General features: G+C 41.7%; 1 protein-coding gene. It reads left to right on the top strand.

Features of this window, described 5'->3' with window-relative positions; all coding sequences use genetic code 11:
• The coding region (locus GLIP_RS18575) for an IS3 family transposase (protein ID WP_153886378.1) at nt 1-821 on the top strand (821 nt) is incomplete at both ends.

Genomic DNA, 821 nt, shown 5'->3' with positions numbered 1-821 from the left:
AAAGCTTCGGCCTTCTTCGCAATAGAAATGAACAAAGGCGGCAAGTCGCGCTAGAGTTGAAGAAGGCAGGGTTTAATGTTCAGCATATTTGTCGATGTTTAAATGTACCCCGTAGCTCGTTTTATTTTCATGCTAAACCAAAGCGAATTAAGGCTGGCGATATTCACTTAGAGGCAGCGGTGAAGCATATTCACAATGAAATGGACGCCACTTACGGCAGCCGAAGAATGATGATAGAACTTAATCATCAGGGTTATAAAGTGGGTCGTTATAAAGTACGACGATTGATGCGCAAATTTAAATTGATAGCGAAACGGCCTCGGTTACATCGTTATCCCTATGCAGGAAAGGCGTCTATCATTGCCCCTAATTATTTAAATAGGCAGTTTAATCCTGAACAACTTAACACCCATTGGTCAGGTGACATCACGTATATCCGAACAGGCCAAGGATGGTTATATTTAGCAGTAATAGTAGATTTATGCTCGAGAAAGATTATTAGCGGGGCATTCTCAGATAAACCCAATACTGAGTTAACAACCCGCGCTATACGTTTAGCAGTTAATAAAAGAGAGCCTATGACAGGAGTCATATTCCACTCGGATCAGGGGGCTCAATACACCAGTGATTCGTTCCAGAAGTGTTTGAGTGAATTTGGAATCCAGGCAAGCATGAGTCGAGCAGGAAATTGTCTAGATAACGCCGTTACGGAACGTTTCTTTAGAAGTTTAAAGTCTGAAAGAGTTAACTACCGAAGGTATCAAACTCGTCACCAGGCCCAAGCGGATATTATTGATTATATCGAACCATTTTATAACCAG

Source organism: Aliiglaciecola lipolytica E3 (assembly GCF_000314975.1).
Lineage (GTDB): Bacteria > Pseudomonadota > Gammaproteobacteria > Enterobacterales > Alteromonadaceae > Aliiglaciecola > Aliiglaciecola lipolytica.
The sequence above is the reverse complement of the archived record's forward strand: the minus strand, read 5'-3'. Positions and strand labels throughout refer to the sequence as shown.